This window comes from Paenibacillus sp. V4I9, assembly GCF_030817295.1.
In the GTDB taxonomy this organism is placed as follows: domain Bacteria; phylum Bacillota; class Bacilli; order Paenibacillales; family NBRC-103111; genus Paenibacillus_E.
The window spans coordinates 1,040,696-1,063,502 of sequence record NZ_JAUSZE010000001.1 but is presented as its reverse complement, the minus strand read 5'-3'; the positions used below and the strand labels follow the sequence as shown (position 1 = coordinate 1,063,502).

The 22,807-nt window shown below is 40.8% G+C and carries 26 protein-coding genes; 4 read left to right on the top strand and 22 right to left on the bottom strand.

Annotated features, from left to right (window positions below; all coding sequences use genetic code 11):
- Positions 1 to 3: 3 nt before the first annotated feature.
- The 12 genes from QFZ81_RS05220 to QFZ81_RS05165 all read right to left on the bottom strand — a co-directional run bounded on the left by QFZ81_RS05220 (position 4) and on the right by QFZ81_RS05165 (position 10,437).
- Positions 4 to 969 carry a DUF4062 domain-containing protein gene (locus QFZ81_RS05220; protein WP_307601775.1) on the bottom strand — a complete coding sequence of 322 codons (966 nt, stop codon included), beginning with the start codon at positions 967 to 969 and terminating at the stop codon, positions 4 to 6.
- A gap of 212 nt (positions 970 to 1,181) precedes the next feature.
- Positions 1,182 to 1,931 carry a stalk domain-containing protein gene (locus QFZ81_RS05215; protein ID WP_307601773.1) on the bottom strand — a complete coding sequence of 250 codons (750 nt, stop codon included), beginning with the start codon at positions 1,929 to 1,931 and terminating at the stop codon, positions 1,182 to 1,184.
- Between the two features lie 175 nt (positions 1,932 to 2,106).
- Positions 2,107 to 2,250 (bottom strand): BRO family protein, encoded by a 144-nt coding sequence (locus QFZ81_RS05210; protein WP_307601772.1) that lies wholly within the window; start codon positions 2,248 to 2,250, stop codon positions 2,107 to 2,109.
- 401 nt (positions 2,251 to 2,651) lie between these two features.
- Positions 2,652 to 3,350, bottom strand: a complete 699-nt coding sequence (locus tag QFZ81_RS05205) for a hypothetical protein (RefSeq protein WP_307601770.1) — start codon at positions 3,348 to 3,350, stop codon at positions 2,652 to 2,654.
- Positions 3,351 to 3,432: 82 nt separating this feature from the next.
- Positions 3,433 to 4,332, bottom strand: coding sequence for a DUF3991 and TOPRIM domain-containing protein (locus QFZ81_RS05200; RefSeq protein WP_307601768.1), 900 nt, complete (start codon positions 4,330 to 4,332; stop codon positions 3,433 to 3,435).
- Positions 4,333 to 4,426: 94 nt separating this feature from the next.
- A complete protein-coding gene (locus QFZ81_RS05195; protein ID WP_307601766.1) occupies positions 4,427 to 6,295 on the bottom strand; it encodes a hypothetical protein in 1,869 nt (622 codons plus the stop codon).
- Between the two features lie 21 nt (positions 6,296 to 6,316).
- Positions 6,317 to 6,727 carry a hypothetical protein gene (locus QFZ81_RS05190; protein WP_307601764.1) on the bottom strand — a complete coding sequence of 137 codons (411 nt, stop codon included), beginning with the start codon at positions 6,725 to 6,727 and terminating at the stop codon, positions 6,317 to 6,319.
- A 103-nt stretch (positions 6,728 to 6,830) separates the two neighbouring features.
- Positions 6,831 to 7,796: a phage lytic cycle repressor MrpR family protein gene (locus QFZ81_RS05185; RefSeq protein WP_307601762.1), complete on the bottom strand. Its 966-nt coding sequence runs from the start codon at positions 7,794 to 7,796 to the stop codon at positions 6,831 to 6,833.
- 171 nt (positions 7,797 to 7,967) lie between these two features.
- Positions 7,968 to 8,477: a hypothetical protein gene (locus QFZ81_RS05180; RefSeq protein WP_307601760.1), complete on the bottom strand. Its 510-nt coding sequence runs from the start codon at positions 8,475 to 8,477 to the stop codon at positions 7,968 to 7,970.
- A 1-nt stretch (position 8,478) separates the two neighbouring features.
- Positions 8,479 to 9,489, bottom strand: coding sequence for a tyrosine-type recombinase/integrase (locus QFZ81_RS05175; RefSeq protein ID WP_307606832.1), 1,011 nt, complete (start codon positions 9,487 to 9,489; stop codon positions 8,479 to 8,481).
- Between the two features lie 252 nt (positions 9,490 to 9,741).
- Positions 9,742 to 10,113, bottom strand: a complete 372-nt coding sequence (gene erpA, locus QFZ81_RS05170; RefSeq protein ID WP_307601758.1) for an iron-sulfur cluster insertion protein ErpA — start codon at positions 10,111 to 10,113, stop codon at positions 9,742 to 9,744.
- 132 nt (positions 10,114 to 10,245) lie between these two features.
- Positions 10,246 to 10,437: an aspartyl-phosphate phosphatase Spo0E family protein gene (locus tag QFZ81_RS05165; protein WP_307447234.1), complete on the bottom strand. Its 192-nt coding sequence runs from the start codon at positions 10,435 to 10,437 to the stop codon at positions 10,246 to 10,248.
- A 342-nt stretch (positions 10,438 to 10,779) separates the two neighbouring features.
- On the opposite strand from QFZ81_RS05165, the gene mqnE reads away from it, so the two are divergent.
- Together mqnE and QFZ81_RS05155 are read left to right on the top strand one after the other, a co-directional pair.
- Complete coding sequence (gene mqnE / locus QFZ81_RS05160) at positions 10,780 to 11,883, top strand: aminofutalosine synthase MqnE (RefSeq protein WP_373462699.1); 1,104 nt, start codon at positions 10,780 to 10,782, stop codon at positions 11,881 to 11,883.
- A 44-nt stretch (positions 11,884 to 11,927) separates the two neighbouring features.
- On the top strand, positions 11,928 to 12,992 hold the full coding sequence (locus QFZ81_RS05155) for an NAD(P)/FAD-dependent oxidoreductase (RefSeq protein WP_307447237.1): 1,065 nt from the start codon (positions 11,928 to 11,930) through the stop codon (positions 12,990 to 12,992).
- Between the two features lie 2 nt (positions 12,993 to 12,994).
- Here QFZ81_RS05155 and QFZ81_RS05150 read toward each other — a convergent pair whose 3' ends face one another.
- A complete protein-coding gene (locus tag QFZ81_RS05150) occupies positions 12,995 to 13,249 on the bottom strand; it encodes a YuzB family protein (protein WP_307447240.1) in 255 nt (84 codons plus the stop codon).
- A 95-nt stretch (positions 13,250 to 13,344) separates the two neighbouring features.
- Here QFZ81_RS05150 and QFZ81_RS05145 point away from each other — a divergent pair, with 95 nt between their 5' ends.
- Entirely contained in the window at positions 13,345 to 13,590 is a 246-nt protein-coding gene (locus QFZ81_RS05145) for a NifU family protein (protein WP_056829608.1), read from the top strand.
- Positions 13,591 to 13,655: 65 nt separating this feature from the next.
- Here the strand turns inward: QFZ81_RS05145 and QFZ81_RS05140 are convergent, their stop codons facing one another.
- From QFZ81_RS05140 to QFZ81_RS05120, 5 genes are all read right to left on the bottom strand, one after another.
- A complete protein-coding gene (locus QFZ81_RS05140; RefSeq protein ID WP_307601756.1) occupies positions 13,656 to 14,447 on the bottom strand; it encodes an SDR family oxidoreductase in 792 nt (263 codons plus the stop codon).
- 7 nt (positions 14,448 to 14,454) lie between these two features.
- Complete coding sequence (locus QFZ81_RS05135; protein ID WP_307601754.1) at positions 14,455 to 15,165, bottom strand: Cthe_2314 family HEPN domain-containing protein; 711 nt, start codon at positions 15,163 to 15,165, stop codon at positions 14,455 to 14,457.
- Between the two features lie 37 nt (positions 15,166 to 15,202).
- On the bottom strand, positions 15,203 to 16,159 hold the full coding sequence (locus QFZ81_RS05130; RefSeq protein ID WP_307601751.1) for a DMT family transporter: 957 nt from the start codon (positions 16,157 to 16,159) through the stop codon (positions 15,203 to 15,205).
- Positions 16,156 to 17,919, bottom strand: a complete 1,764-nt coding sequence (locus QFZ81_RS05125) for a UbiD family decarboxylase (RefSeq protein WP_307447256.1) — start codon at positions 17,917 to 17,919, stop codon at positions 16,156 to 16,158. The genes QFZ81_RS05130 and QFZ81_RS05125 overlap by 4 nt, the downstream gene beginning before the upstream one ends.
- 134 nt (positions 17,920 to 18,053) lie before the next feature.
- Complete coding sequence (locus QFZ81_RS05120; protein WP_307447259.1) at positions 18,054 to 18,953, bottom strand: COX15/CtaA family protein; 900 nt, start codon at positions 18,951 to 18,953, stop codon at positions 18,054 to 18,056.
- 245 nt (positions 18,954 to 19,198) lie between these two features.
- Between QFZ81_RS05120 and QFZ81_RS05115 the strand changes: the two genes are divergently transcribed.
- Positions 19,199 to 19,720 carry a general stress protein gene (locus QFZ81_RS05115; RefSeq protein ID WP_307601749.1) on the top strand — a complete coding sequence of 174 codons (522 nt, stop codon included), beginning with the start codon at positions 19,199 to 19,201 and terminating at the stop codon, positions 19,718 to 19,720.
- A gap of 83 nt (positions 19,721 to 19,803) precedes the next feature.
- On the opposite strand, the gene QFZ81_RS05110 is transcribed toward QFZ81_RS05115, so the two are convergent.
- The 4 genes from QFZ81_RS05110 to QFZ81_RS37570 all read right to left on the bottom strand — a co-directional run bounded on the left by QFZ81_RS05110 (position 19,804) and on the right by QFZ81_RS37570 (position 22,288).
- Entirely contained in the window at positions 19,804 to 20,148 is a 345-nt protein-coding gene (locus QFZ81_RS05110) for a thioredoxin family protein (RefSeq protein WP_307447262.1), read from the bottom strand.
- 122 nt (positions 20,149 to 20,270) lie between these two features.
- Positions 20,271 to 20,720: a GyrI-like domain-containing protein gene (locus QFZ81_RS05105; protein ID WP_307601747.1), complete on the bottom strand. Its 450-nt coding sequence runs from the start codon at positions 20,718 to 20,720 to the stop codon at positions 20,271 to 20,273.
- 187 nt (positions 20,721 to 20,907) lie between these two features.
- On the bottom strand, positions 20,908 to 21,645 hold the full coding sequence (locus QFZ81_RS37575) for a reverse transcriptase domain-containing protein (protein WP_307601745.1): 738 nt from the start codon (positions 21,643 to 21,645) through the stop codon (positions 20,908 to 20,910).
- Positions 21,557 to 22,288 carry a reverse transcriptase domain-containing protein gene (locus QFZ81_RS37570; protein ID WP_307601743.1) on the bottom strand — a complete coding sequence of 244 codons (732 nt, stop codon included), beginning with the start codon at positions 22,286 to 22,288 and terminating at the stop codon, positions 21,557 to 21,559. Before QFZ81_RS37570 ends, QFZ81_RS37575 begins: the two co-directional genes overlap by 89 nt.
- Between the last annotated feature and the right edge of the window lie 519 nt (positions 22,289 to 22,807).

Sequence of the window (22,807 nt, the reverse complement as noted above, 5' to 3'; positions counted from 1 at the left end):
TTTTCATTTAATTCCCATTTTACTTGTTTCTATTTCCAATCTTGCTATAAACTTATGACCTTGTTTGGAAAATTGAATTTTCTCGTACTTAACTCCTGCAATCTTGTTTTTCTCCACAAGATCAAAACTCATTAACTTTGGAGCAACTTTAAAGAATAAAAATTCATCATCGCTTGCCATGTCATACCTGTTAGTAATACCAGTAGCAAATCTGCTATGAGCGTTTAAAATAAGGGTAAGTAAACTTGCATTTCCTTTATTTTTATCAATTATCTCAGGTAATTCAATAAATGTATTAAGTAAATAACTCCTTACTTCTTCATATGTATTTCCATTATATAATTCAACTTTTTCTGGTTTAAGCTTCAACTTCACATTTTCACTTTTTAATTTACCATTTTCACGATTTAGTTTTGCATTTTCTTCCAATAAATCTTTCACATTTGGAACATCCTTACCTGAAACCCAGCCTGATAGATCACTTCTTTGCTCAATTTCTCTTAATGACTTAAAGATGCTAATCTCAATATCTTTATGGTCATCAACAGGGCTAACTAATTTTGCAGCCAACAATCCCTCTCTAAAATCCTTATGTAATTGTGGGTTATTTTGCTCAGTTGCATTTTTCAATCCTACCGTAATAACTTTATTCTGTATGGCATTGTCACTCAACACAATCGCAAATCTTGGCTTTCCTGCTTCCCCTGCATAGTCATATTCCCAATGGGTATAACTTTTCCCTGTCTCTTTGTCTATTGAGCCATATCTACCACCTAGAATTAATACATAGGCATCTGATTCGTCTATCCATCTCTTAATGATTTGCTTTTGTGATTCATCCCCAGCGGTAAACAATTCCATTCCAGCAGGAATATGTCCAGAATTTAGAACCGCTTTTACAGCAATTTGTCTCTCATCTATTAAATCTGTGAATGTAGAAGAGATGAATACTTGAAGTTTTTTTCTCATGCGCTAAATACCCCTTAATACAAAATTTAACACTATTATACATCTTTCAATCCCTAACAACCATAATCTATTTCGTTCGTCACAAGATTCTCTTTTGCAAAAATCATAAAGTTGTCTTTACATAAAATCTCACTTTTATTGATACAAAAAAGCCACATTGATAATCAATCCAATGTGGCTTCTTATAGTTAATTTATATTTATAATGAATTATTATTTAAGTATTGGATTAATAAAATCTACAGTCGCTCTACCTGCACCTGTAACTTCAACCTGTAAACCTACTACACCTTTTAAATTAATCGAAATTGCTTCCTGAATGGAGCCTTTTCCTAAGGAAATGTCTTTTAGAACATTGCCATTCTGGTCTTTAAAAGTAACGTTTCTTATTAGACCATATGATCCATTTTGGTTTATATCATCCATACCAAGAGATAACACTAAGGAAGAAAACTGGTTATTTGGAGTGAATTTCAGATAAACTATGTTTCCAATACCTTTTCCAGAATCACCAGCCCAAGCAGAAGAATGGGCAGAAGTTAAAGAAAATCCTATATTTCCATAATTTTTCTTATTGATAGTCATTGTCTGGTTACTTTCAAGTTTCTCCTGAATTAACATTGAACTATTTGATGGATCACCAAGAGAAACAGCTGGCAATTCTAAAGGAGTGCCTTCTATTCTTTTACCAATCACTACTGCAGTATTGGCGCCATCCCAATTTACATCTACACCAAGTAGATCACCAACAGCTTTTAGTGGTACATACGTACGTCCGTTTGCAATAAATGGTTTTAGATCATCCTCCTGTGGAGTCTTATCAATTCCGTTCTGCATGAGTTTAACACCAAAATACGCATCCAATTTAACAGCATCGGCAGCATAAGCAATTCCACTTGTTAAAAGTGCGCAGCAACCAAAACCTAAAACAAATCCTTTTATATTCTTGATGTTATTTTTCATTCAATCATCGCTCCTTGTGTAGTTTAGTACAATTGTCTTATATACTTTTCTACACAATACAACATTTTCCTGCAATTTATTTACATTTTATAAGTTGCATTATCACTTCAAGTGTAATCCAACGATTAAACTCCTTCGCTTCCTTCTTACGACTACCAAGAACAAGCGAATAAAGTCATGATTCGTTTACAAAATTAGTTTCACCATGCTGACCCCCTTTGTTGAACATAGTCACTTCAAGTCTTTCTAGTGCCTGTGTAGTATTCTTTATCTTCAACACATCACATACATCTTTCGCAACCCACCATGGTTTTTCCATTTACCAAACAAATCACATGTCATATCGTACACATGCAGTTTCCTACCTGTATTATAGAAATACTCACTCACCTCAAACTTGAAACAACCTTAGACTTGAGGGTTACCGTAATCCATTACAATCACCAGATTTGCTTCCATGCCTCATTCAAATCAGTCATACCAACACATCTATCCTTTAACACAATCCATCCTGCTCCTATTTCTGCTCGTCTGATGAGCTATCCACCTTAGATAAAACTCTTATTTTATCTAAGCGCTGCCGCCGCTGCGCTCGTCAACGAACTTTTAGCCTTAACGCAAGAAAGCTTACTCCATTATGGAATAAGCTCTCAGAAGCATTTTGAATTGAAACGTTAACGTATAATGTAACAAATGATGCGTGGTGGAACACTCTAATCCTTATGCTACGCTACTTTCATTCATATCTACATTACGTGCTAAAAACTTCACTTCCGTTAATTCACCCATAAATGCTTCCAAATCCTTAACGGACTCCCACTCTACAAGCAAATCAGCAAAGTATAGGACATTATTTTTGATAAATGCAGCAACGGAATGCGTTTCACTGGTCAATATCAATATTCCCTCAGCATCTTTTATGGCTGTTTTAAGTAATGTCGCAACAAATGGTGCGATAAAGAAGCAACCATGAATCCATCTATACCAATCGATTTCACCTTTCTTTGGTGAGTATTTTTCGTAATAACGATAATCCAGTTCAGAGCGAGCATCCGTTTCGAATAAATCATCCCATAACCCATCATCCTTAATATCAGCATCTTCCCCAAACATCTTTTCAAAAAGCAGTTTCTCTTCTAATCTGTATTCCTTATCTTCATGGATGCAATCAGTTATCTTCATGTACCAATAATCAGACCTAGTATAAGTCCATGGAGCATATTCTCCCTCATCCTCCTCCAATTCCCTTTTCCACTCCTCTGCATTTTTAAACCCTAAACACCTTGCAAGGCTATACTCTACTTTAGGTTCATTTAGAAAGGGTCTGAACATATCCCAATTCTCTTTTAAAGGGAATATTTTCTTCCCACCTGCAAGTACATCTCTTTCAAAATCAATAAAACTTTTCATAGTAAGCATCGTTTATATCCTCCATTATTATTGAATTGCTTTGATCAAATTTATTTGCCTGCCTGAAGGCAGGCTGCGAAACAGCAAAAAATTATATGACTCTCCGCTGCTTCTTAGTTAGCACTTCATTCCAGTCCTTACCTATCTCAGGGTATAGAACTTCCACACCATACATGACCTCTAATTCGGTTTTTGCCTTCTCAACAAACTCCTTTGCTGGACTGTCATTATCTAAAGCCAAAATAACTTTTGCAACTTGCTTGTTCTCCTTTAAGAAGGTTGATATTGCTCCAAAATGTAGTCCACCTAAAGCAAGAAAGTGAGTATTAGACGATATCTCAGGAAACAACGCCATGAACGACATAGCATCAATTGGAGCTTCTACTACAACTACTTCATTTGAATATTGTCCTGAATTTATTACCCAGCCATAGCCCATATCACTTCCCTCTACTCTATTTTTAAATGCTATATCTTTATGAGTACCTCTAATAATGGCTCCCCTTGGAATACCTAGAGAGTCATAACAAGGAAATACACAATTGCTTCGATCATCCTGATACAACAAATTACTTTGAATTATTTCCTTTACTATCTTTAATGGAATACGCCTTGTCTTAAACAAGTAAGGAAACAGCATTGTATTTTCGGCTTTATATGGCAACCCAAACCCAACCCTTTTTTGCTGTTTCGCCAGTGATTGCCGTAGGCGATCACATTGTAAATCTTCGACATAATTATCTACTTCAAGTAACCCTTCTACCGCATCTTTAAATCCCATTCCTAATATGTTCATACAAAAATCAATTGCTGAACCCTGTTCCTGAGTGCTATGCCTATAGAACATGTTGTCCTTAATTATTGTTCCAGCGTAGCCAATAACTCTGTAATTCCCATCACCTTCATCGTTGAGGTCATAGTTATTCCTTTGACAAAAATCAACCAAACTTGCTCTACGCGCTTTCATCTTATTTTCTATGCTAATTTTCATATAACCTCTCTTTAATAGAATAATAATGAAAATGTAGGTGAGGAGTTCTTTCTCTGATATAATAGAATGTTCTCCCCACCTTATAAATTTGATCTCAGGGTAATATATAGATTTTCTTATATCCGTTCTCATCTACTTCTATTCCAAGACCATTTTGCTTAAAGTGATCTATTATGATCTGTTTTCTATCAACTTTATTCCAGTAGGTATTGAACCAATCTTTAAACTTATTTCCTCCTATATCATATGCAGTAAACTTGGGGATTTTAAAAATGTCATCGTAATTTAAAACGTACTCTTTTGCTTTTACTGCCCATTCCTCACATTTTTTCACGAACTTCTCCAATGGTAAATCCTCAAGTTTGCTACTAGTTATATTCTCATCTGCTAAGTTTAAAGCTGACTTCAATTTTTCAATCCATACTGTACGATTCGTATAAAGGTATATATTCACTTCGCTATCTTCATTGATATTTCTTAAGCTACTTCTATGAATGATTTGAATTAGATCAGCAAGTACAAGCTCTTCAAAAACGTTTTGTACTCTTTCATCAACAAACCATACTTTAGATTTACCTTTGTTCATTGTTAAATCAATATCATTTCCATATAAAGAAATCGCAGCTTTCTTATAAACTGATGGATGTTTAATGGGTATACTCAAGAGTGCCAATGATGTATTTGTATTTAGTACGTTCTTACCAGTTGTATTTAGCAAGTTGAGAGGTAATTCGTCGCTAATATTCTTATCTACTTCGTAATATTTAAGAAATTCAGGTTGTATTATTCTGAGCTCAATACATGTTGCTATTTCGGATTTCATCATAATAGGAAACGGATTAATTCCTAATGATCGAATGGACTCTATATCATTAGCAATATTTTGGAATAATTGATTGTATTTAACTTTGTCACTTTTGGCATAGCTTGACGAGTTAATTTCTTGTAGATGCAATTTCAATCTTTTTCTGTAATCGTGATAATTCTTTGTTTGAATGTACTGGTATTCATTGTTGTACATACTTCTCGTAATGTTACTTGAACCATCAAGAATCAAAATATTTCCTAATGATCTATAATCAATTCTCTTTGCACATATGATACTTGAACCAAAATGATGTCTATCAATGGAAGCGACGTCATCTTCGTTTAGTAATTTCTTAAACCATGAGAATTTTGCTTGAACATCTCTTTCAGTATGATCTGGTTTCAACTTTGAAAGAATATTATTGAGTGCTTCCAAGTCTGATGTTCCTTCGTAAAAGCGATTTAAACGCTTTGTAATTGTTGAGTTCTCATTTAACTCTAGATTGATCATGTTAGTGATCACCTTACGCCCTGTCATAATTTCAGCTACATCTAATTCACTTACTTTTGTCGATTCATCATACCAATCAATATGATTATCTTTACTATTAATATCAAAAGTGCAAGAACTAACGAAAATAGGTGCTTCGTCAATGATGATACAACGCTTCATTTGTTTTCCACTTGGAGATTTATACCACATATATTCAAATTGATTTCCTATGTCTAAAGCAAGATCACGTAAGCGTTGATGAGTAATACATAAGACTTGATACTCACTTAATTTGTCGTCTACATATTCATCGACATTATCAGTATTAATGAATTGAATAGCATTATAACCATTTTGCTTATTTGCGTAATCTACTAATGAATCATAAAAAGTGCGCATATTGTCGTTATTGTTAAAGGCAAGGAGTAATGGAGTCTTGTATTTCTCCACGATTTCTTGTTTAACGACAGCTTCTAATGCCGTCGTCTTTCCATGTCCTGGATTAGAAGAACAAACATAATGATGTTCACCCTCCGTTTGATACGAAGCACTTTTACTAATGAAATTGCGAATCACTTTTGATATTTCAAGAAAAGCTGGTAAGTGCACGTTTTTCTGTTGCTCTTTACTAAGTAACGATTGTGTAATTGTTTGAGTAGTCATGTAGATAATCCCTTCTTAGTTTTATTTTACGCTTGTATGATTTAAATAAATCTCTATAAATTCTTCTTTAAAACTTGATAAATCATAAGGTTCATTTTGATTTGTTTCATCAATAAGTGAAGATATAATTTCTTCAATTGTATGATTTTCTAATAATCCTTTTAACGATTGTCTTATTTGAGACGATAATATTTGTTTTTCAAAAATTGTTATTGATAATTTCCTACTTGCCCTGCTTCTTAATAATTCGTAGAACAAAATTTCTGATTTTAGACTATCGTAGTTTAAAATTTCCCCGTACAATCCAGCATCCTTATTCTTCCTTATAATTATTGCATCGTATTCACTTATTTGAAGTTCTAAAATTCTTTTTTTCTCAAGCTTTCTTTTAAAATCTCTTCTCAACTTCATCATCTCAGTCACTTTGCGCATCGTTCTTCCATCTCCTTAGATTTTTTTATTTTAAAGGTATTGTTTCTTATTACACCATTAATTTTATTTTACGCCTGTAATGAGTTGACATTTGGAGAATAATTTATTTATCCAAATACAACTCAAATACTTTATCCTCTGTAATGAAATTAGTTAGCGTATGGATTGAATTTACATTATACAGATTAGCAATAGTTAAAAAATCAATGTACTCTAATTCAAATTTTTCATTGGCTATCAAAATATCACGTGCCTGCTTAAGCATACCTGATCTTTGTATGTTTTTAATGGTAAAATGCTTTAGCTTAAGTTGATTCTCAACACTTGTGATCCTTCTATAGATGACAAATTTATCAACTTCTCTAAGAATTTGGTCCTTTTTTGTATTTGAACTTCTAATCACGTATTCCGTGTTATTTAAATCTGTAAATTCCCTCACATTATCTCTTTGTAACATCATTCCATTGCTCTTCTTGTACTCTTTTTGTTTATTTGCTTTTTGTATCAACTCAATGGCACGTTCGGTTACTAATAGTTTACGTGTTGAGGAATCAAAGTCTGTTAGATGTAGCTCACTTTTTTCAAAGTCAACATCTGTCTTTTTTAAATTACAAAGTTCTGCCGCGGATTTCCCTAGTACCCCTTCAAATATTAAACGGATCAAGACTGAATCCTGAGCATTGACACATTCATCTTCAATTTCAATTATTTCTTTATGGGTAAAATAAAGTTTTTCTTCCCTTACGAATTGATCAAACCATTTTGTTTTAACTTGTCGTAAAGGGTTTACTAAATCATTTCTTAATCCATTCTCAATCGACCAGTCTATGTATTTGGTAATGATTCTCCCGTATGACCTTGCAGTTGAGGTGTAATCTAGTCTAAAACGAATGAAGAGATTATAAAGATCAACTTCATTAAAATCATACAAGTCTTTATTAAAGAACAATTCAATAGCCTTAGTTTTTTGGAACACACTTCTGTAGATAGCTTGTGATTTTTGTTGATACAGGCTTAGAAAGCCCTCTTTCACATCCGCATTGTAAATCTCAAGATGTTCTATAATCATTCACCCGATCCCGTTTTATTAATTTTTCATGGAACACGTTTAATTCGATAAATGAATCATATCATTTTATTTTACGCCTGTCAACTGTCGCTCAAATAAATTTAAAAGACCGCTCTGATACAATGAAGTATCGAACGATCTCATGTTTATCCGCATCTGTAAATTTACTATTCAATGAATTGCTTTCTCTAACCTCAAATAGAGAAGCTCGGTACGTAATTCAAGTTCCATTGTATGAACTTCCGTTAAAACGTCCTCTACAGTCAACAAATGAAGTGAGTCTCTTTCCTCCACAAAGGCATTCAAGCTCTGACACGTTCTGAGCTTGTCTAGGAGTTCTTTCTCTTCGTGTAACAAGCTTTCATACTCCGTGAGACTGTCTTCGATTTTCGCGGCTCTGGAAGGCATTAAATGGATAGGTGAACTTTGATTCTTGGTTGGTACAAGTTGAGCTTCTAGATCTTTCTGTAAGGTGTATATGATGCTGAATATTTGATTTAGGACTCCGTAATGAGGAACGGAATCTTGTGTGAGTGATGATTTGGTGATGTGTTGTTGGAGCAATTGTAAGGTATTGAGTTGGTGAAGAATAGCTTGTTGTTTTGGTTCATGGATGAGGTACTTTTCTTTGATAGATGGCTTATGCATTAGGTCAGAATTACCTGAGAAGTTATTGGACATATCAAATTCTCCCAGTTCTTGTTAGTATTTTGCTAAGTGGAGAGAAGTCATCATGACTCTTACGAATATCCGCTGTATCCATTTGAATATATCTACGAACGGTTCGAATATCTGACCAGCCACCCATTTTTTGTAGTGAAAATGGATCTGCACCGTTTAAAGTTAGGGTTTTTGCCCAGGTATGACGATATACGTGTGCTGTCATCTTCTTACCATTAACCCCTGCTTTTTGACCATAATACTTAAGCCTTTTATTAAACTGGTTTTGTCCTAAAGGTTCACCAAAACATGACATGAACATTCTATCCGTACTAAAATGTTGTTTATTCTCTGAAGCAAGCTGAAGAAGTAATTTTGAACAATGAGTTGATATAGGTACTAGCCTTGGTTTCCTGTTTTTGCTTCTCTCTCCTGGAATCGTAATGAACCGTGTTTGAAAATCTATATCCCCAGTTCTTAAACTCAATAACTCTCCAATTCTTAAGCCTGAATCTAGCATGGTAACTATTCCCACATAATCTCTATAACCTACAAAATCTTTTTGATTGGGCTGATTGAGTATCGCTTTCACTTCTTCATCAGTTAGGCAATTAGTGAGATCAATATCCTGCCTAAGAAGATTGACGTTTTCTAGCGGATTTACTTCAATTAGTCTATCTCTGCGTAATTGGTTAAATATTGCCTTTAAAGTACGCAATCGAATGTTAACAGTTGTATCCGTCAATCCAATTCTTTGATTGTCTTCGTTGATGAATTTATGCCCACTATATCTTTTAGCATCATATCTCATGTAATTAATGTGATCCCTGAATATTGTGGATGTCAATTCATCTGCAAATTCTATTTCTGGATACTTCTCAGTTAGCCAATTAACAAAATAGCCAAAGTGCTTAACATAATCAACAAGGGTTCGCTCACGTAGTCCTTCTGCTCTTTTAGCATTCATTGCAAAATCAAGTGCTTGCTGAAAACTAATTCTTGGGAACTCTTGCTGATCTGGACGATTACCCATTGGTACTTTTCGTTCTTTCTTTTTTAGCACAAAAAAACCTCCTAGTTATGTGTTTAACATCAACACACAAGCTTAGAAGGTTTCGTAATCCGCAACCCAGAAATCGTAGTTCTAGGGTTGTGTACATTCAATTCAATGATTGCGGATTGTCGAATTTTTCTTGCAATCCTTAATCTACATTACTCTCATTGTTCTCATTAGTATCGGTTTATATGCAAGCAACTTACTCACTCACAAAACCCCAAAACCTTATCAGACTTCGACTTTATCGTCACACTTCTCAACTAAGCCCTCTTCGTCCTTCACTTTGAAAGAAGAACCGCATCCACAGGAAGCTACAGCATTCGGGTTGTTAATGGAGAACCCGCCGCCCATGCCTGCGTCTGTGTAGTCAATTTCAACACCGTATAAATATTTGGAGCTATCTTCGTCCACAACGACCTTGAGGCCATGAATGGTGAATACTTTATCGTCATCCTTCTGCTCATCATCGAAGCCCATGCCGTAAGAGAAACCGCTGCAGCCTCCGGCTTTGACACCTAGACGCAAAAACAAATTCGGTGATTCTTCAGAAGATAGAAGCTCTTTAATCTTATCTGACGCTGATTCACTAATGTTAATCATAACGGAAATCCCTCCCTAAAGTTCTCCTTATGGAAAACTGGCATTATACTAAGTTTTCGTAATGCTTACTATCAAGTATACTCCTATCTGGCACATTGCTCAAGGGCAGCCGCGCAGTCATTCTTAGACATTTCAGCCATAAACTTTACGGTTATGTCGTATCGCATAATATTGCAACAGCAATTGATCAAGCTCTCGACTGCATTGCTGCACTTCTGGATGAAGGAAGCCGTACGCGGTACCTAAGGAAACCATTTGGCCTCGAAGCTGTTCTATTTCTATATTTAATCGTTCCTGTGGTTCGGTCACGAATATTGGTATCACGATATAATCACCTTTAGCCCTACGTAATCACATTGCAATAGTATACAGGAATTTGTTAATATTGGGAATAACATTTCCTAATATTGTAGGAAAAACCAAATTATATTCGCATATTGTCAATTTATCTCCATCTAAATGATATTGCCCCTCCCAACACGTAGGTTTATAATGGGATGGATGGATTGCACGTATATAGAAGAAACAAAGCGGTGAGTGTGAATTCCTGAACCGAACTGGATGAACAGGTACGCGAGCGTCTCACACCGCCTAACGCATTTGGTCTTTATCTTGCTGAATGCGTTGATTCAGTATGGGCTTTATCTACTATTCAGAGGAGGAATAATGATGAGTGTTGTGACTACAGACCCGGTCAAACGGATGGCTGAAATTGCTGAAAAGGTTGAGAACAGTCAACGTCTATCTATGGAAGATGGGCTATTTTTATATGAATCAGACGATTTGCTAACCATAGGTCAATTAGCGAACAAAGTAAATACGCGAATGAACGGAAACAAGGTTTATTTTGTCCAAAATATGAGTTTGTACTTTACGAATGTGTGCGAGGAGCATTGTGCTTTTTGTCATTTCCGCCGCGACGAAGGTGAAGAAGGCTCATACACCCTTACACCTAGTCAAATGTTAGATTATGTAGCTGAAAATTTTAATCCAGAAATTAAAGAATTTCATATTAGCCAAGGGCATAACCCGCATTTGCCTTTTGAATATTACGTGGATTGTATCCGTCAGCTGAAGCAAGCTTATCCTGACGTTACGATTAAAGCTCATACAGCGGCTGAAATTGAATTTTTCTCGCGTATCAGTGGTCTCAGTTTCCGTGATGTCCTGAAAACGCTAATGGATGCAGGTTTATCCACTCTTCCAGGAGGAGGAGCCGAAATTCTGACTGAGCGTTACCGGACTAAAATGAAAGTAGAAAAAGCGTCCTCTGAGGAATGGATTGACGTACATCGTAACGCTCATATGCTCGGAATGAAAACTCACGCAACGATGCTGTACGGCTCAATTGAAACGAAAGAGGAACGCATTCGTCATATGATGCTGCTGCGTGAGCTTCAAGATGAAACAGGCGGCTTCTTAGTATTCATTCCTAATTCCATTCAACCAGCAAGCAAAAATGCTGGCCTCAAACAACGGGTACCAGCTTGGGATGAACTGAAAACCATTGCCATTAGCCGTTTGATGCTGGATAATTTCCCGCATATTAAGGCTTATTTCATCAACATTGGTACGAAATTGACTCAGCTATCCTTCGCTTTCGGTGCTTCGGACGCACATGGTACGATCGTGAAAGAGAAGATTTCCCATGCTGCTGGAGCATTGTCACCAGAAGGTCTTACACGTGATGAGCTTGTTTATCTCATTAAAGGCGCAGGACGCGTTCCTGTTGAACGTGACACCTTTTATAATGAAATCAGGGTATATTAGTCATACTAGAGAAGAGATATTGTTCAGAAGGGATATTGGATGGGATGAAAAAGTTTGTGATTCTTGGAGGAGGTTATGGCGGTTTGACCATAGCCTTAAACATGCTGGAGAAGGATTTACCAGAAGATACACTGCTAGTACTTATTGACCGAAGCCCTTTTCAAGGATTAAAAACAGAATATTACGCACTGGCTTCAGGTACGATCGCTGAAACACATATTCGTGTTGCCTATCCGAATGACCCACGGTTGCTTCTAACATTCGGTGAGGTTTCAAGCGTCGATTTGAACAACAAGCAAATTCTTTTTGAAGACCAAGAACCGTTATCGTACGACTGGTTAGTTATCGGTCTGGGCTGTGTGGATAGTTATCACGGAATTGTCGGTGCTAAGGAGTACTCTTCCAGCATCCAGACTCTTTGCCAAACACGTGCTACCTACCAGCGCATCAACGACATTGCCCCATATGGACAAGTCTCCATTATTGGAGGAGGTCTAAGCGGTGTTGAAATGGCAGCTGAGCTCCGTGAAAGCCGGGCTGATTTGAACATTCGATTAATTGATCGTGGTCCAAGCTTACTTTCGGCTTTCCCGAGCAATTTGCAGCAGTACGTCCGCGAATGGATGACGGAGCATCATATTGAACTCCGTCCTCAAGTATCGTTAGTTCGACTAGATGGTGGAGATTTATACAACGGGGATGAAATTATTAAAACCGATGCTACAATCTGGACAGCAGGCATTCAGCCCAATCCAATCGTTGAGGCATTGAATGTGCCCAAAGACCGCCAGGGCCGTATCCTGCTTAACGAGTATCATCAGATCCCAGAGTATCAAGAAGTGTTCGTCGTTGGGGACTGCGCTGCCCTGCCGTTCTCGCCAAGTGCGCAAGCGGCGCAAGCCCAAGGCAAGCAGATTGCCGAAGCCATGCTGTCGATTTGGAAAGGTGAAACACCTCGTCTTGGTAAAATCAAACTTAGAGGTACATTGGGTTCACTTGGTAAAAAGGCCGGCTTCGGCATCATGGGTAAACGTACGTTAATGACGGGTAAAATCGCTCGTGTCCTCAAAAGCGGTGTACTTTGGAAGTCGAAACGCCACTTCGGGTAAGATTAGTCTCCAAGAAGTTCGTACATTGCTTCTATTTCTTTTATACGGTCTAAAATGCGCTCGTGGAGAGCATCTGCGCTTTCAGCAGCAACGATTTCGCCATTCACAAGCGCATAAGGTTCCATATAGCACTGCCCGCAATTGCCTAGACAGCCGTATTCCATGACGTCGAAGTCCGGATTTTGTTCCAAAGCTTTCATGACTTTATCAGTTCCATGGTGCATATTACTGGCACAAAACTCAATGATTGGTCTCATTATATAAATTCCACCTTATGTTGATATTCAAGTTGAAAACCATTTTCATTTAAACATTATTGTAATATAATAATAGAAGAAAGGAGATGAATCAAATGACTGAAAAAACAAAAGAAGTAATTTATGATGAAGTCCTTGAGGTTTTAGATAAACTCCGTCCTTTTCTACAACGCGATGGCGGTGACGTAGATCTCGTTGATGTAGAAGACGGTATTGTGAAGCTGAAACTTATGGGTGCCTGCGGCAGCTGCCCAAGCTCAACAATCACGTTGAAAGCTGGTATTGAACGCGCATTGGTTGAAGAGGTTGAAGGCATAACAGAAGTCGTACAGGTATTCTAATTACGACTATATCATAAGAAAGAGCTTACCTCTATGGTAAGCTCTTTTTGCATATAGGATAAGGACTAGTTTTTACGCTGGTTAAGCACCGGCAATGGTTGGATTGGATCGAGGCCCCCAGATATATCCATAATATTTCCAGTTATGAAATCGGATGCAGGTAAACAAAGGAAATCAATGACTCTAGCCACATCTTCGCCCGTCCCCGGTCTTCCTACTGGTGTTTCCCCATCAATCTCCAGACGCGCTTCTTGCATCGTACGTTCTTTGTTCTTACCTCGAATATCGCCAGGGCATATCATATTGACAGTGATGCCATGACTCGCTTCTTCTTCGGCCAATGTCTTCGTGAATGAAACTAAGCCCACCTTAGCCGCCGCGTATACGGCGCGATGCGTCCAACCCCTAGCTTCAGCCGCCTTTCCGAATCCAAAGTGGATAATTCGTCCCCAGCGTTTCTCCCTCATCATAGGCAGAACCAGATGATCAAGCTCCATGACGCCTAGCAAATTGCCGCGCATCAGATATTCAATCTCATCGATATTATAATCAGCGAAAAAACGCCGTTCTCTGAAAAAAGGTCCGGCATTATTCACAAGAATATCAATAGGACCGAGCGTAGATGTTGTTTGTTCCACCATACGTATAATATCTTCGCGCTTAGCGACATCGCCTTGGACGGCCACGCTGCGAACACCCAGATCTTCCAATCGAAGGACGAGCTCAGCGGCTTCCTTTTCACTATTTACATAATTGACAGCTACATGGCAACCCCGCTGTGCTAGGGTGATCGCGGTCATTTTGCCCAAGCCTTTGGCGCTGCCTGTAATAAGAACCGTTCGGCCTCTTAATTCCATGGTCCTCTTACCCCTTTGCAATACTTGCCGTAATATAAGAGAAAGCTATTGTTAAGGTTCGGCATACCATTTCAAATCCCTGCTGCAGATCGGCGATATTTGATTTCACATTTTCAACATGAATACGTTCACCTGGAATCGGCTCTTTTTGCATAAGATCATCCAGCATTTCAGCATTAATATAATGAATCTCCATATTGCGCTGATTGCGGAGTCGATCTAGCGCCGATTTATAATCCATTTTGAGATTATAAAGCTGGAGCTCCAGTGAACCGTGAATATGCTTTTCATGCATGCGGCGCAGTACGGTAAAGTACGAGAACCGAGACTTAAGCGTCTCTGTTTTCAGCTCAAATAGATCATTCATAAACGTGCCCAATTTGTCCAAAATCGAAAACAAGCGAATGAAGGCATTTTTATAAAAATAAACAAATCGATGATATTCTTCGATCTCTTGCGGATTCATTTCCTCCAAGAATGCCTTACTGATATGCTCAGCGTAACGCTCACAGCAATATTTACTCTGTTCCAGCTCATCCAAGGCATCGATAAACCCCTTGCTCCAGATCGCCCGTCTATGGTACTTGGGATACTCTGAGGATAGGCGGCTATGCTCCTTAGATTCCAACAGCTCAATATATGTTCTCACCGCGTTGCCAGCATCTAGAAGAAGTCCGCTATCGATTCGTTTCGGTTCATTGAACAATACTCGCAGCACGGGCACACCCCTTTTTCATCCTAGCAAATTTGTTCGGTTATAGCTTTGCTGTTTGTTCGCTTAGCAGGGTCTGTTTCACCTTCTGTGAACGATCCCGTTGTACTAAATACATAGCTGCCAAAACCCCAACACCACCCAAACATTGGTACAGGGAGATAGACTCATGTAAAAAAATGTAGCCTGCAATAGCTGCTGTTATAGGAAGTAAGTACCCATAAGCAGAGGATTTGAACGGCCCTAGCTTAGCTAAGCTCCAGTTGTGAATAGAAAATCCTAAGGCAGTAGCCAACAAGGAGGTATAAATTAAGCTGATCCAACCTGTCGAAGAGATGGCTGCATAATAGGCGGCGTCAGCACGCAAGAGTACGAAGGGCAATAACGAAAGCGCCCCTGCAGTCATTTCGAGCGAGATCAGCAGCGGCAGCGGATAACGCAATACAAGTCGATTCATACCGATGAGATAAATGGCTCCCATAAAACTGCGCATCAGTAATAGGATATCTCCTCTGAACGTTTCTCCTCCAAGATGGAATCCATCTACCCCGCCTGAGACAATGATGATTACACTGCATAAAGCTAAAGGAATTCCTATAAGGATGCGCCATGTGAGCCTCACTTGACCGGCTATTAAAGCGAAAAGAACCGTTATGACGGGCATGAAGCCGCGCCCTAATACAGCGCCATTCGCGGAGTTAGAAAACTGTAAGGCATACTGCAGAAGGGCTTCCATCCCAATAGCATTGAGAATGCCTAATCCACATATAAGGAGAAGATCTCTACCGGCAATCTGTATCTTCAGCGAACGCGATCGATAATAAAAGTAAGTATAGACCCACAGCATCGGAATCATACTCGCGAAGCGTAACCCGTTAAAAACGAGGGAATCCCATTCTCTTCCCCCAATTTTTAGAGAGGCTAAATTAATGCCCCAAAGGATATACACCAGAACAAACCCTGCATGTGGATAACAGGAACGGAACCGATCCGCATTCATGCGAAATATTCCTTCCAGCGGCGATCCACGAGTTCCACGATATCTTCCCGAGGGAACAGCTCATCGGGATATCCCGGTTTCATACGAGCATCAATCACAATCGGAACCTCGTAAGCGATGTGATGACGATTTACGCTGGACTGCGCGTACATATCACTTGCTGGATTGAAACGAGTGAACACAGTCCATAAGAACTTGGTCTGGTCGTTCGCGATGCCGCTGGCGTCATCCACTAAGATGACTAGCGGCCACTCTGTTAAGCGGCTGGCTGCATTCGCCAGCAGACGCTGTGGCAGCTCCGGCTCCGCCGCGTAAGACGCTCCTGAGACGAGCAGACATCCGCCACAGTAAACGGCGATGTCATGGATCTCTGGCAGTTCTCCTGCGGTGTAGGCTCTTGGCAGCTCACGTACAGGGTCGCCTGTGCCGAGAAGAACTGCTTTGCTGCCATGATTAAGCTGGCCACCTGTATAATCAAGCGTATCATGCGATGTTTTGTTGAAAATGAATAGGTCACGTCCCGGATCAAAACGCTCCAGCACAGTTTCAAGCAGCTCTGTGAAGTTGGCTAAGACCGTCGGCTTGTCTGTGACGATCAAGAACTTGGTGAGTGACAGCTGACCCTCACCTAGAATGCGGAATGCCGTGCCAAGCGCCTCACGGCTATAGCTCTCACGGACGACGGCAGCTGCGAGCGGGTGGAACCCGGTCTCTGCATACGTCCAGAGGTCTTTAACCCCCGGCATCGCCATCGGAAACGCGGGTTCGAGCAGTCTTTGCAGGAATTCGCCAAGGAAGTAATCCTCTTGGCGCGGTTTACCGACGATCGTCGCCGGATAGATCGCGTCTTTGCGGTGCCATACATGATTCACGTTGAAAACCGGGAAATCATGGATGAGTGAGTAATACCCGAAGTGGTCGCCGAACGGCCCTTCGGCACGTCTCGTATGCGGCGGAACAGAGCCGCATATCGCGAACTCCGCCTCGGCCACGAGGCGGTGCCCCCCATGGGGGTTCTCCACCATGGGGAGCTTCTGTCCGAGGATGAGCGAAGCGAGCATCAGCTCGGGCAGGTGCTCGGGCACTGGCGCAATCGCCGAGGCGATGAGCGCAGGCGGGCCGCCCAGGAACACGGTGACGGGCAGCGGCTTGTTGCGTTTCTCGGCTTCGTGGTAATGGAAGCCGCCGCCTTTATGTATTTGCCAGTGCATCCCGGTGGTGAAATCATCATAAACCTGCATGCGATACATGCCGAGGTTATGATGACCTCCGTCCGGATGCTCGGTGTAGACGAGCGGCAGCGTGACGAACGGGCCGCCGTCTTCTTGCCAGCTCGTCAGGACAGGCAGTCCTGCGAGTGGGTTGTCCTGCTTCAAGCCGCCGAGAATCGGCGCTTGGTTCGGCTGTACTTTCTTCGTTCCAACCTTCAACAGATCCATAATGAGGGCACGTTCGCCCCAGAGCGCTTGCGGCGTTGGGGGCATTAACGTGCTTGTAGCGTTAATAACCGCTTTCATGAATTGCTCCGGTTTTGGACCGAAGGCAAGATCAACGCGTCGTGTAGTCCCAAACAGATTCGAGACAACAGGGAATGAACTTCCTTTGACATTCGTGAACAGCAAGGCTGGGCCTTGCTCGTCGATGACTCTGCGATGAATCTCGGCGAGTTCTAGATTCGGGTCTACTGGAGCGGAGATTTCAATCAGTTGATTTTCACGGCGCAAAATGTCTAGAAAAGCTCGTAAATTCGTTGGTACCATGTATGTTCCACCTTTGACTGTGAGATTGTAGATGAATAATTGTAAGTAAAAAGGAAATAGCCTTCCACATCAGAAGGCCTCCTCTACCGCAAAGGTAGCCCTGCCGTGCTTCCAAGGAGCTCGTCCGTCAGGTATTAAGCTTTGCGGTCATATAGCGTAAGTACGCATAGATAACATAAGAATCCAAACATGCAAGAAACAATAACTGCGTGAATCATGCCGGTAAATAAATAAGCGACTTCATTCCCCATTGACCAGGTCACAACGGCACCGCTAAACACTTGAAGAGACACTAAAATTAGCGCCCATTTGCTGCCAAATCTCAGCTTGTCTGGGCCATGATAGTAGCGTTTGGCTTGTAAATAAAGAAATAAAATACATATAAAAAGCAGTAATGCCGCTACACGGTGGGTAAAGACAATACCCGTTGCCCCGCTTAGTTCAGGAACTACTTCTCCATTGCATAAAGGCCAGCCCGAACATCCACCTGATGAAACCGTGTGACGAACGAATGCACCCAGATAAACAACGACATAGCTGTAAATCGTCGTCATCCATACAAGGGCTTTAAAACTGCTGCGAATGGCCGTATCACGCTGAAATTGCCCCCATGGCGTAAAAACAATGGCTAATAACAAAGAAAAAGCAAAGGCCAATAAGGATAATCCGAAATGCAGTGCCAAGACGAGTGAAGATTGCGGCCATACAACAGCCATAGCACCCATTGCTGCCTGAATTAGCGTCATCAATACCGTAGCAGAGATGAAAAATTTGGCATCTTTACGTTTCACATAACGAAATACAAGGATGAATGTAGCAACCAGGATTAACGTCACAATGCCAACGACCAATCGATGGCTGTACTCAATAAGCGATGAAATCGTATGTGCCGGGACAAATGTCCCATGACACAGGGGCCACTCATCTCCGCAGCCTCTACCTGCGTCAGCCTTCGTAACTAAGGCACCCATTGCAAGAATAAGAAACATGCCAATGGCCGAAAGATTCGCTAATCTTTGAATCAATTTTTGCATGATTGCACCTACTTTTATGTCGTGACTTCTGTTAATCATGTCGAATGATGTTGTTCCGCTTTCAATTATAGCTTTAATAAGTAGGCAAATCCATTCGCAATTGTTACAAAGCTCTGAAACCACGCTGAAGGCTGTCCTGAAGTTCATAAGGCATTCAATGTTTCAACTTTTTGGACGAGGGTAAATAAAAGATGAGCACCAAATGATTGCTGTTCAACCAAAATCGATTGCAGGAGGTTTTATCTATGGGTAAGCACATTATTGGAGTATTCAATTCTGAAGAAGAAGCCATTCGCGTGATTAACCAACTCAAAGCAGAAGGCTACAGAGCAGATGATATCTCAGTTATCGGCAGGAATAACGAGGATTTAAATCAAATCGAGGATGAAACAGAAACCAAAGCGGAAGAAGGACTAGCTACTGGTGCTGCCGCTGGCGGTGTATTGGGTGGCGTTACGGGATTACTGCTAGGTATTGGTGCACTTGCCATTCCAGGTATAGGCCCCATCATAGCAGCTGGCCCTATAGTCGCGACTTTGACAGGCGCAGCTGTTGGCGCGGGTGCAGGCGGCCTTGTCGGCGGCTTAATCGGCTTAGGTATTCCCGAGAAAGAGGCCAAAGATTATGACGATTACGTTAAAGATGGGAAAATCCTGATCCTCGTCGAATCTGACTCGAACCGTGATCATAAAGCCTATGAAACATTTCGCAATAACCAATCGCTGAATGCTAACACTTATAGCCCTGAGTATGGCTATCGAATCTAGATATATATTTTAAAAAAAAATCTCTCTTTGGTAAAATGGGGTCAAATTTGACCCTATTTACTCAAAAGAGAGATTTTTTGTGCTTACGACTTTAACGCATCGGACACTTCAATAGCACGGTTGAGGAATTCCTCAATTTCTTCGCGTGTTTTGCGTAGTTTACTGACGAAACGAACCAGCTCTTGGCCTCCACGGAAAGCGATAAAACTCGGTATACCAAGGATATTCAACTGCTCACATAGATCAGGCACTTCGTCGCGGTCTAACTCGATGAACGTGATACGCCCAGCATAAGCTTGTTCTACTGCCGGCATGAAAGGTTCGATATAGTGGCAGTCTTTGCACCAAGTTGCTTTGAATACAGCAATGGTCAACGTGGACTGCGAGATTTGTTCTTGAAAAGCTTGTTCATTGGATACTTTAATCATGACGAGCACCTCACTGCTTAGAATTTATTAACTTATAGCATGTCCTAATAATTGTGTCAAGATTTGATTCAGGAAAATAAAGTTCGTTAGTGAAAATTTATTAAACTATAGTATCCGTTAGCTTAATCCATGATTGGGATATATACCTCAGCTTCATCAGGCCATACAGGATTTTCAAAATGATACATTTCGAATGCGAGCGCCCTGTTATTGTTTTGCTTATTGTTAGCTTTCAAATAATCGTGAATATCTCGATAGGGGTCACTGGTTGATTTTACTTTCGCATAACGATGCGGAGGTATCGTAAAGCCTAACATCCCTTCTGGTATATCTGTAATATCAGCCACTTCCATGCAAACGAAGTAAGTAAACAGAATCTCCGAAGAAAAGCTCGGACTCACGTAACGTTCAGGATGAATTATATTTCGAATTTCATCTTTGCGTCTGAAAAATTCCTTTTTCATATCTTCTACTCTTTCAGAAAGATGACCCTTAAAGGGTGAAGTAATGCACATTCCAACAAGATTGATTTCAGGTAATTCAAACTCGTATACCTGATTGTTATCCGACATTAAGATTGCCCCTCTCAGAATTTAACATATTCTTAAAAACTCAGTTAAATCGCACTTTTAAATTGTGTAGCCAATCAAACTTACCGCTTTACGCATACCACTCCATTATAGCGATCGTTTGTTCGTATGTAAATATTTACCTTTTAACTATGTAGAGTAAAGGACTGGATTTCCCAGCCCCTCCTCATCAAACCGTACTTGCGGTTTTCCCGCATACGGCTTTCCGACGTTCTTCATCTAGGGCATTACGGTTTTTCCATGAGCATACTGTTTTCAATCCTGCACGTTGAAGCAGAATCTGCATCTCCGACCAATTCCGCTTGCGCTTCCTATGTTTGTTATTCCAGAACAGTCTCAATCTCCTCAGGATGTACCAGTCCACTTTCCCAAGGAAACGGTTTGCCATACTTCGATCTACATCCTGATGAGCATAATAGTTGCGCCATCCTTGAATCATTGGGTTCAGCAGCTTGACCATCATATTTAACTGACAGTTTAACAGGCCTCTGGATGCCGTTTCTTCCTTCACACGAGTGCGCATCTTCTTCATTGCTTTCTTCGATGGAAAGCTTCGAAGTCGATGCTTTGTCCCGGTTTTATGAAGGTAAGGCATCTTCCGATGATGAAAGCCAAGGAAGTCGAATCCGTCCTGGTTCTTCCATAGACTCACTAGCTTTGATTTAGAAGTGTTCATGGTCAATTCCAGTTTCCCAAAGATCGCTTTAAGTGTCTGAATCGATTCTAGCGCCTGCGGTTTGTATCGACATAGAATGACTAGATCGTCCGCATACCTTATCAGCTTTCCGAGATGGGAAAACCGTTTTTCCCATATCGTATCAAGGTAATTGAGATAAATATTGGCCAGAAGAGGAGATATTACGCCGCCTTGTGGGCTTCCGATCTCCGTTTTTTTTCCATATGCCATCCTTCATTACACCTGCTTCAAGCCACTGTCTAATTAACTTCAGTATGCGCCTGTCGCAGATGCGTTCTTCGACCAGTTTCATCAGCTTGCTGTGGGAGATATTATCGAAGTAGCCTGTTATATCTACGTCGACCACCCAGTTGATGACGCCCCAATTGATGCTTTCTCGGATGCTCTTTATAGCGTGGTGAGCCGACCGTTTGGGGCGAAATCCGTAAGAGCAATCTTTAAAATCTGCTTCGAATATGCCTTCGATTACCAGTTTGGTTGCCATCTGAACAGTCCGGTCACGGACTGTTGGAATACCCAAGGGACGTGTCTTACCGTCCGGCTTCGGAATCTCTTTCCGTTTAACCGGAGACGGTCGGTATTCCCCATTCATTAGCTGTTGCCTGATCTCTTCGATGAAGGATTCTTCGCCAATCTCTCGAACGATGAATTTAATCGTTTGTCCGTCAATACCGGCACTACCACGATTGGTTTTCACTCTTGTCCATGCTTCTTGCAAGATATCTTTTCGGAATACTTTGTCGTACAGTGCATGAAACTTACGCTTTGGGTTCTCCTTAGCCGCAAGATAGAGGGTATTTTGGAGTTGTCGAGCGTTTTCACTGGTGGCGTTAGCCGTGTATTCGGCATTCACTTGCTCTTACCTCCTTAATATCCCGTAAACGAAGTGGGGTATTGCCTTTCGGCGCCCTTCCCTCCCCGGGGTTATGTTGTCCGCCGGATCTTTGGTAATATGGCCCCCTCCGACTCCCTTCCCGCAGCTTACCACTTCACCTTTGAGGCTTATAAGTTTGCTCGTTACGAAAAAAAACTTCGTGCGGGGGAGGGTCTCCCTAGTTCCAGACACAACTGTCTCTACATGCCGATCCCTTTACACCGGAGGGTTCTTCTACGCTGCATTCCAAGTTCTTCGCGCGTTCCATGGCCTTCGCCGGGGCAGACGTGGCTCGGCTCCCTCTTGTCCCTTTCGGGTTCAGTTTCACGATGCGGTAGGATTCATTTTCATTACGGCCTGCAGATTTGCTTCATCGCGCAAAGCGCGACTTTTCACAGGGCTTCAGCCGCCGGATTTCGCCGACGTCTGCCTGCTAGCTACGGGGCGGCTTGGTCCTTACCCCGACTGAACTTGCATCAGTAAGTTGTGCCTAGCTTG